Source organism: Mycobacterium sp. E2989 (assembly GCF_001667595.1).
Lineage (GTDB): Bacteria > Actinomycetota > Actinomycetes > Mycobacteriales > Mycobacteriaceae > Mycobacterium.
Map to the genome: position 1 here is coordinate 1 of NZ_LZJX01000050.1, position 587 is coordinate 587.

The window sequence follows — 587 nt, forward strand, 5'->3', positions numbered from 1 at the left end:
CCTCCGAGATGGTGCGCCGCGGCGCGTCGCGGGGAATGGTGGCGTCGTCGCCCACGGCGGGCAGCCCCGTGGTGTCGAGCCGGTCGGCCCCCAAATCGGTTCTTGCGGTCTGGCTGAACGTGATGCCGGACGACGCGGTGTAGCCGCCCGACCGGTCGATCGCCCCCGGCTCCGGCTTGGCGGTGAAGCTGATCCGCCGGCGGCGGTACCGCACCAGGCCCGCGACCAGCGCGACCACGACGACGAGAACTATCAGGACCGCGATCGCGATCCAAAGACCTTGGGACACGCTGACATTGTTTCAAGCGGCCCGGCGCTCACGGGGCATCGGGTGTGCGTCCCGGGCCTCGGGTGTGCGTTCCGGGCGAATAATTCGCCGGAATCCCGCCGCCCGCGCACGCGGAACGCCGTCAGTACACGCTGATCAGGTTCCGACCAGCTGCTCCACCTGCTGCCCGCGCATCCGCTGCGAGATGACCGCGGTGATGCCGTCGCCCTGCATGGTCACGCCGTACAGCGCGTCGGCGACCTCCATGGTCGGCTTCTGGTGCGTGATGATGATCAGCTGCGAACGCGCCCGCAGCAGC

General features: G+C 69.7%; 2 pseudogenes. Both read right to left on the reverse strand.

From position 1 onward, the window contains the following. Window positions 1-289: pseudogene (locus A5680_RS09805) on the reverse strand (signal recognition particle-docking protein FtsY); the annotation flags it as partial. A gap of 135 nt (window positions 290-424) precedes the next feature. After that, window positions 425-587: pseudogene (locus A5680_RS26540) on the reverse strand (chromosome segregation protein SMC); the annotation flags it as partial.